At 69.4% G+C, this 8020-nt stretch carries 4 protein-coding genes and 2 pseudogenes; 4 read left to right on the forward strand and 2 right to left on the reverse strand.

Annotated elements, in window-relative coordinates:
- Both EV148_RS18115 and EV148_RS18585 read right to left on the reverse strand, forming a co-directional pair.
- A partial coding sequence (locus EV148_RS18115) for an FG-GAP repeat protein (protein ID WP_132000263.1) occupies window positions 1-1718 on the reverse strand: 1718 nt, incomplete at its 3' end.
- A complete protein-coding gene (locus EV148_RS18585; protein ID WP_158287538.1) occupies window positions 1715-4702 on the reverse strand; it encodes an InlB B-repeat-containing protein in 2988 nt (995 codons plus the stop codon). The genes EV148_RS18585 and EV148_RS18115, both read right to left, overlap by 4 nt.
- 238 nt (window positions 4703-4940) lie before the next feature.
- Between EV148_RS18585 and EV148_RS18125 the strand changes: the two genes are divergently transcribed.
- The 4 genes and pseudogenes from EV148_RS18125 to EV148_RS18145 all read left to right on the forward strand — a co-directional run.
- Window positions 4941-5804 (forward strand): helix-turn-helix transcriptional regulator, encoded by an 864-nt coding sequence (locus tag EV148_RS18125; protein WP_132000264.1) that lies wholly within the window; start codon window positions 4941-4943, stop codon window positions 5802-5804.
- 54 nt (window positions 5805-5858) lie between these two features.
- A complete protein-coding gene (locus tag EV148_RS18130; protein WP_132000265.1) occupies window positions 5859-6545 on the forward strand; it encodes a response regulator in 687 nt (228 codons plus the stop codon).
- A 757-nt stretch (window positions 6546-7302) separates the two neighbouring features.
- Window positions 7303-7389: pseudogene (locus tag EV148_RS18140) on the forward strand (hypothetical protein); the annotation flags it as partial.
- A 49-nt stretch (window positions 7390-7438) separates the two neighbouring features.
- Window positions 7439-7684 (forward strand): annotated as a pseudogene (locus EV148_RS18145) (TCP-1/cpn60 chaperonin family protein); the annotation flags it as partial.
- Window positions 7685-8020: the final 336 nt, after the last annotated feature.

Genomic DNA, 8020 nt, shown 5'->3' on the forward strand with positions numbered 1-8020 from the left:
ACCGGCGCGCCGGCCATCGTGCCGCTGCCATCATCGTTGTCGCCGCCGGACACGGTGCAGGTCTGCGGCGGATTGGTCGGCTGGGTGGCGACGGTGACGGCGTAGGGACTGCCGTCGGCCAGCAAGGTGGCGAAGGCGTGGCTGCCGTCGGCGGCAATGGCCAGGTCGTCGCCGCCATTGTTCCGCAGCACCAGGCCGGTGCCGGCCAGGCCGCTGACGGCAGCCTGCACCGCATGACCGGGCACGAATACGTAGGCTGCGCCGGCATTGCTGCCGCCGTCGTCCTCGCCATTCGCCCCTGCCAGCACGGTGTCGCCGTCGAGCGCCACCGACCAGCCGAACCAATCACTCACCTGCGCATCCCCGGCCACCAGCTTGGTTTGCTGGGTCCAGCTCCCGCCGTTGCGCACAAACACGTAGGCCGCGCCGGCATCCGTGCCGCGCTCGTCCTCGCCATTGGCCCCGACCAGCGCGGTGTCGCCGTCGAGCGCCACCGACCAGCCGAACTGGTCGCCCGACTGCGCATCCCCGGCCACCAGCTTGGCCTGCTCACTCCAGCCCCCGCCGCTGCGCACAAACACGTAGGCCGCGCCGGCAAAGGCGCTTTCGCCATATGCCCCGACCAGCGCGGTGTCGCCGTCGAGCGCCACCGACAAACCGAACTGGTCATTCGTCTCCGCATCCACGGCCATCAGCTTGGCCTGCTGCTCCCAGCTCGCGCCGCTGCGCACGAACACGTAGGCCGCGCCGGCATCCGTGCCGGCGCCGTCCTCGCCATTGGCCCCAACCAGCGCGGTGTCACCGTCGAACGCCACCGACCAACCCAACTGGTCGCCCAACTGCGCATCCCCGGCCACCAGCTTGGCCTGCTGGCTCCAGACCCCGCCGCCGCGCACGAACACGTAGGCCGCGCCGGCATTGCTGCCGCCGTCGTCCTCCCTAGGCGCCCCGACCAGCGCGGTGTCGCCGTCGAGCGCCACCGACCAGCCGAACCAGTCATCCGCCTGCGCATCCCCGGCCACCAGCTTGGCCTGCTGGCTCCAACTCCCGCCGCTGCGCACGAACACATAGGCCGCGCCGGCATTGGCGCCGCCAGTGTCCTCGTAATGCGCCCCGACCACTGCGGTGTCGCCGTCGAGCGCCACTGACACGCCGAAATAGTCATTCGCCTGCGGATCTCCAGCCACCAGCTTGGCCTGCTGGCTCCAACTCCCGCCGCTGCGCACGAACACATAGGCCGCGCCGGCAGTATTGCCTTCACCGTCCTCGTAAGGCGCTCCGACCACCGCGGTGTCGCCGGAGACGGCGACCGAGTAGCCGAGCTGGTCACCCGTCTGCGCATCCCCGGCGATCAGCTTGCCCTGCTGGAGGGCGCCGCCACTGGTGTCCCAGCCCATCGGCCTGACCGGCAACTGCGCCTGGATCCCCTGCCAGTCCGTCGCCGTCAGCCCGTCCGGTGGTGCAGCCCGCACGGGTGCGCACACGGCCAGCACCATCGTCAACAACACGACCAACGCCTGCGCGGCCCGGATCGTGGCGGTGCGCGCCCGGTCGACCAGAACGCGCGGATGTCGGAATGCTGTCATGGGTACGTCTCCGGTTGGCGTGTCGGTATGCGGGGCGACCCCGCCTGCAAAATGGGACAGGCCCGCGCCGAAGCGGCGCGGTACCCCAATTCCCGATCGCCGGCAGGCGAATGCGGCCGAATCGGTCTTCATGCCTGCATTTCCCTGCGTCCGGTCCAAAGTCCCGCCGCCGCCAGCAAGGCCGCGAGCAGCAACAGCGCCCAGCGCGCATCGACCGGCACCGGCGTGGCCGTGGCCGCCACCGTCACCGCGAACGCGACCTCTACGCTGCAGTCGCCGGTAATCGGGCCGGTCTGGTAGCTGGTTCCGGTCAGCGTGCCGGCCGGACAGGTGCCGCCGATGGTGTCGACGTGGTGGCCAGCGTCCGGTGTCACCGTGAAGGTCGCGGTGTCGCCGTGATCCACGCTTTGCGAAGCCGGCGTGATCGTGCCGTTGCCGGTCGCGTTGGCCGTGACCACGTAGACGGCAGGCGCGTCCGGCGCGAACGCGACGGTGACGCTGCAGTCGCCCGTGATCGGGCCGGTCTGGTAGCTGGTTCCCGTCAGCGTGCCGGCTGCGCAGGTGCCGCCGATGGTGTCGATGTGGTGGCCGAGGTCAGGTGTCACCGTGAAGGTCGCGGTGTTGCCGTGATCGACGCTCTGGCTGGCCGGCGTCACCGTGCCGTTGCCGGTTGCCGAAGCCGTCACGGTGTACACGTCCGGTGCGAATGCGACCGTAACGCTGCAATCCCCGGTGATTGCGCCGGTCTGGTAGCTGGTGCCGGTCAGCGTGCCGGCTGCGCAGGTGCCGCCGATGGTGTCGATGTGGTGGCCCGCGTCGGGTGTGACGGTCAGCGTCGCGGTGTCACCGTGATCGACGCTCTGCGAAGCCGGCGCGATCGTGCCGTTGCCGGTCGCGTTGGCCGTGACCACGTAGACGGCAGGCGCGTCCGGCGCGAACGCGACCTCGACGATGCAGGCGGCGGTAATCGGGCCGGTCTGGTAGCTGGTTCCGGTCAGCGTGCCGGCCGGACAGGTGCCGCCGATGGTGTCGACGTGGTGGCCCGCGTCGGGCGTGATCGTGATCATTGCGGTATCGCCGTGATCCACGTTCTGCGAAGCCGGCGTCACCGTGCCGTTGCCGGTCGCGTTGGCGGCCACCGTGTATGCGATGATGGCGAAAGTGGCGCTGCAGGTCTTGTCGCCGTCCATCGTGACCGTGGCGACGCGCGGATCGACCGCATCCTCGATGCAGTCGCCGCCCCAGCCGGTGATCTGCCAGCCCGTGGCGGGCGTGGCGGCGAGGGTGACCTCGGGCATCCGCTCGCCGTCGTAGACGGCCACGCAGTCGCCGCTGCCCTGCGCGCAAGCGGCAATCGCGCCGGAGACCGGCGCGGGCGTCGCACCGGCATCCACGCTGCCGCTGCCGCTGACCGTCACCGCAAGAGTCGCGTCGCTGCGATGTTCCACGGAACCCATGTCGCAGGCCGTGCCCTGCGGGCGGTCCACGAAGCGCTGGTCGACGGCAAAGTCATGGCAGTCGGCGAGTCGATCGATCGCGCTGCTGCCCGCCAGCGGCACCAATACATCGGTAAAACCGCCGTGCAGCGTTGCCGGCATCGGCGCGAGATTCAGCGCGGCGATTTCCGCCGGATCGGAATTGGCCGGCGCTCCCGACATGTTGACGGCGCTCCATTGACCCACCAGGTACTCGCCGGGGTCGTAGGAGTGGATGAACATTCCGCCGTTCAGCCGGTGCATCACGATGTCGGCTACCGCGTTGCCCGAACCATCGGCGCTTCCTGCCGCGATGGAATGGCGAAACTCCAGCATGGCGGCGCCGCTGGTGCAGGTGACGTTGCCGCCTGTCGCGCAGTTGGCGTTGGAATCGGCCACGTGGTAGACGGCGCCGCCCGAAGCGGTACCGCCGGTGCCGGAGGCGTCCAGCCCGACGCGGTTGCCGTACACGGTGACGAAGTTCATGCGCACCGTACCGGCGTAGCTGAAGATCGCGCCGCCGAGGCCGGAGCCCCGGCCGGTATAGGCGCCGCCACCGGCGGCCCGGTTGTCCGCGAGCGTCGAATTCATCAGCCAGACCCCGCCGGCATCGTTGAAGATGGCGCCCCCCATGCCCGCGCCGCCACCGCCGAAATAAGCCGAACTGGAGCCTTGCCCGCCGCCGAAGCCGCCCGCTGCGCCTGTCGGGCCGCCGCCGCCACCGCCGCCGAAACCACCGGGTCCGGCCGGCGTACCGCCGCCACCGCCGAACCCGCCGGCCAACCCGATGCTCACGCCGCCGTAGTGATAGCCGTAGCCGCCGCCGCCGAACCCGCCTGCGGCGCTGTTCCCGCCATTCGGGCCGCCCCCCGGCGCATCCCACGAGGATTGCCCCACGCCGCCGCCGCCGAGCGCCCCGCTTGTGCCGGACGTGCCGCCCTTGGCGACGTTGCCGACCAGCGTGCTGTAGTACACCATCAGCTGCCCGCGATTGAAGATCGCGCCGCCCGCGCCCATGGCCGAACCACCGCGATTGCCGCCGCCGCCGACGGCCCGCCCGTTGCGCAGGGTCAGGCCGACCAGTTCCAGCCCGCCATCGCCGGCGATGTCGAACAGGCGGAAGCTGGCGGCACCGGCATCGCGCGCGATCACCACGCCCCGGGTGAGCCCGTTGGCCATGGCGTTGATGGTGATGGTGCGGTCGCGGATGAAGAAGGCCGACGGACCGAACTGGCTGACGTACCCTTCGCTCCACCCGCCCGCCGGCGGCAGGCAGGTGGCACTGCCCGTGTCGGACAGGGAAAGGCAGTTGGTATAGCGACTGAGCGTGATGGTTTGTCCGTCCAGCGCCGGGTCGAAAACGATGGTGTCGCCGCCCTCGGCGCGATTGACGGCATCGCGCAGCGTGGTGCACTGGAACGTCGTGGCGTCACAATCGCTGCCGCCGAGGGGGTCGGCGGAATCGAATTCGCCCGGCGTGACGACGGTCCAGGTCGCCGCCTGCACGGCGGCGGACGCCAGCATCGGGACCAGCAAGGCAAGGCACAGCACCGCGCGGCGCGTGGCGGCACGCGGCAGCCGGGTACGTGGACCTCGGCAGGGGAGGCAATCGATCGGATCGGGTTTCATCGGATGGGTCACAGGCAGCTTCGTCCAGGCGCGTGCGCGGCGCTCGCGCCGCGTATTCGTTCCGGTTGCGGGAGTGTCCCTGCCGCCACCCGGGTACGCCCTGGAGCGCTTGCACGCGCGCCCGTGACCTGACGTGCAGCCGGCAGCTCGCCCCCCATGCCGGGTATACATCCGCGCAAAAGGCGCGAAAGCAGCCGACATGAAAGCAGTGTGTTCCAAACTCGTGCAATCACACTTTGGAGTGAACTCCATGGACCAACACGCCATCGACGAGACCCGCTGTGAACTCGCCTGCACGCAACGCCTTCTCGCACTCCATGCGGCCGAGCCGGACCTGCATGCGCTGCCCGGCGAGGTCTTCGCGTGCGTCGCCGCGGCGACCGGCTGCGATCTGGTGGCCTACAGCGAGTTTCATGCGGGATCGGGCGAGTATCGCGCCGAGTTTTCGCATCCGGATCCGGATCCCGAGCGCCGCGCGCGCGTCGCCGCGGCGTATCTGCGCCATGCGCGAAGCCATCCGTTCTGGGCGCGGGACCCGGAATTTTTCGGTGATCGTGTCCTGCGGGAGTCAGACTTCTTCAGCGATGCCGAGTACATGGCGCTGCCGATCGCGCGCGAGGTCTACCTGCCCAGCGGTGCGCACCGGCAGATGCTGTTCGTGATCGCCAACGAAGGCTATGCCCTTTCGATTTCAGCCCATCGCATGCTCGGTAGGCCACCCTTTTCCGATGCCGAACGCGACCGCATGCAGCGGATCCGCGCGCATGTGGCGCTCGTGTACCGGCACGCGCTGGATCGCACGGCACGCTCGATGCCGCTGGTCGAACGCCTGGTCCACCTGTGCCCCGATCTCACCGCGCGGCAGCGGGAGGTCGCTCGCTGGATCGCCGAAGGCAAATCGAACGAGGCGATCGCGCAGCTTCTGGGCATTCGACTGGACACGGTCAAGAGCCATCTGCGCACGATCTACGACAAGCTGGGCGTGGGCGACCGATTCGCAGCCGCGATCGCGATCCACCAGCGAGTTGTCTTCACGCGATTGCCGCCGATGTGGACCTTGCCAGGCTCGCGCTGGAGCGCCGGTGGCCTTCACGAAACGGCTGCGAACCGATGAGCCGCGCGCGGGGCGGTCCCGCACGCGAACGAGCGGCGCGGTAGGCTTGCCCGGATGCGCATCCTGCTTGCCGACGACCATCCCCTGTTCCGACTCGCGCTGGCGCAGGCGGTGCGCGCGGTCGAGCCCGGCGCGATGGTGGTAGAAGCAGGTGATTTCGCCGCCGCCCGCGAGGACATCGCGGCCCATCCGGACACCGACCTGGTGCTGCTGGACCTGCACATGCCGGGCAATCACGGCCTGATGGGACTGGCGACGCTGCGCGGCGAGTACCCCGCCGTCGCAGTGGCGATGATCTCCGCGCACGACGATCCTGCCACCATCCGCCGCGCCCTCGCCTACGGTGCCGCCGGCTACCTCTCCAAGCGCGCCGGTCTGGACGAACTGCAGCAGGCGTTGCGCGCCGTGCTCGCCTGCCAGACCTGGTTGCCGCCGGCACTGCGCGGCGCCGTGGCCGGTGAGCCGACCGATGCCGATGACCGCGCGCTCGCCACGCGCCTGGCCACGCTGAGCCCGCAGCAGATGCGGGTGCTTTCGCTGGTCGCCGAGGGCCTGCTCAACAAGCAGATCGCCGACCGCCTCGGCGAGCAGGAGCGCACCGTGAAGGCGCACCTGACCGCGGTGTTCGAGCGCCTCGGTGTGCGCAACCGGACCCAGGCCGGCGTGCTGCTGCGTTCGCTCGGCATCCCGCAGGCGCGTCTTGCGGAGGATGCGGACCCGCAGCCTGCAGCCGAGACCTGACACCCGCCTCCCACGGCCGCGAGCGGCGACCGCGGGCCGCCAAGCCGGGCCAGGCGGGGTGCCGCGCCGGCCGACCTCTCGCCTGCACCGGTCGCACCATCGCCTCCGCGCACACCCGATGCGCAGCTGTGGCGTATCGCCGCAGGTCTGCGCGCACGCACGGTCCCTACGACCAAAGTCGTGCGCGTGGGACGGTGCGCATGGGCTAGCCTGCCTCGGGCAAGCGGAGGCCAGCCCATGGATTACGAAACCCTGTACCGGCTCGACGATGGGGCATGCCTATGTCGTCGGCGAAGGTTGCGAGGAAGCGCTCGTCCTCGGCGTCTGTTCGAGCGCCGACGACGGGCTGATGGACTCGCTGATGAGCCTGCACGGCTAGGACTGATCGTTCCAAATCCGGTGAGGTTCTCCCTTTTCGACAGGGTATCGTTCCCGGCGAAAGCCGGGGTCCACGCGGGCAGCGCCATGCCATCTGGACCCCGGCTTTCACCGGGGAACAAGCTCTTACGTGCCTGAAAGGCATATACGCCAAACAAGTTGAGGGTGACGGAAGATCAGCGAACGTGCAGCGAGGCTGAATCCCTGTGGTTCCCGGTGAGCTGCCGACAGGCGTGTCGGATTTCCGGTTGAAATCCCGGTCGTTATTGTATGAAGGAGACATGGTTCGCCCATGCCGTCCCTTTCGGCGCCGGGCGATCCCAGCGCCGCCACGGCCGTCTCCTGTTGCAATTACGCGACTGCAAATCCGGGAATGACCATGACCGACACCACGCCCCGCCACATTCTCCTTGCCACCGACCTCAGCTGTCGCTGCGACCGCGCGCTGGACCGCGCCGTGAAACTGGCGGGCGAATGGGGCGCGGAGCTTACCGCCGCGACGGTGATCGAACCCGAACCCGCTCGCCGAAGGCAAGGGCAACTTCGGCTACAACGCCGCCACGGGCGAGTTCGGCGACATGGTCGAGCTGGGCATTCTGGACCCGACCAAGGTCACGCGCACCGCGCTGCAGAACGCCGCATCGATCGCCGGCCTGGTCGTCACGACCGAAGCCATGGTCACCGAAGCGCCGAAGAAGGAAGAGCCGCACAGCCACGGCCCGGCCGGCGGCATGGGTGGCATGGGCGGCATGGATTTCTGATCCAGCCGGCCACTGCGTCACGGTTGAAAGAAAAGCCCCGCAGCGATGCGGGGCTTTGTGCTTTCTGGCGTCCGAGGTCGGAGGGTTCCTGCCTGCGCCGCGGCAATGTCTGACGCGAAAAGCAGAAAACGCCGATATGAAGGTGTGGTCGCGGACGTAACTCTGAGCAGCCGTCCCTGCACCGGAGCGCTGCGTGCCGCGCCTCGTCGCATCCCGGCGGCAGGCCGAGGTGCGCGCGCCCCTGCCGGCCGCCCACGCCGCAACACGCTACGCACGCCACGCGCCCGAGCGCACGCTGCTGTACGCATTGGTCGAGGCGCACTATCCGGATTTCAT

Origin of the sequence: Dokdonella fugitiva (genome assembly GCF_004342425.1) — a bacterium.
Lineage (GTDB): Bacteria > Pseudomonadota > Gammaproteobacteria > Xanthomonadales > Rhodanobacteraceae > Dokdonella_A > Dokdonella_A fugitiva.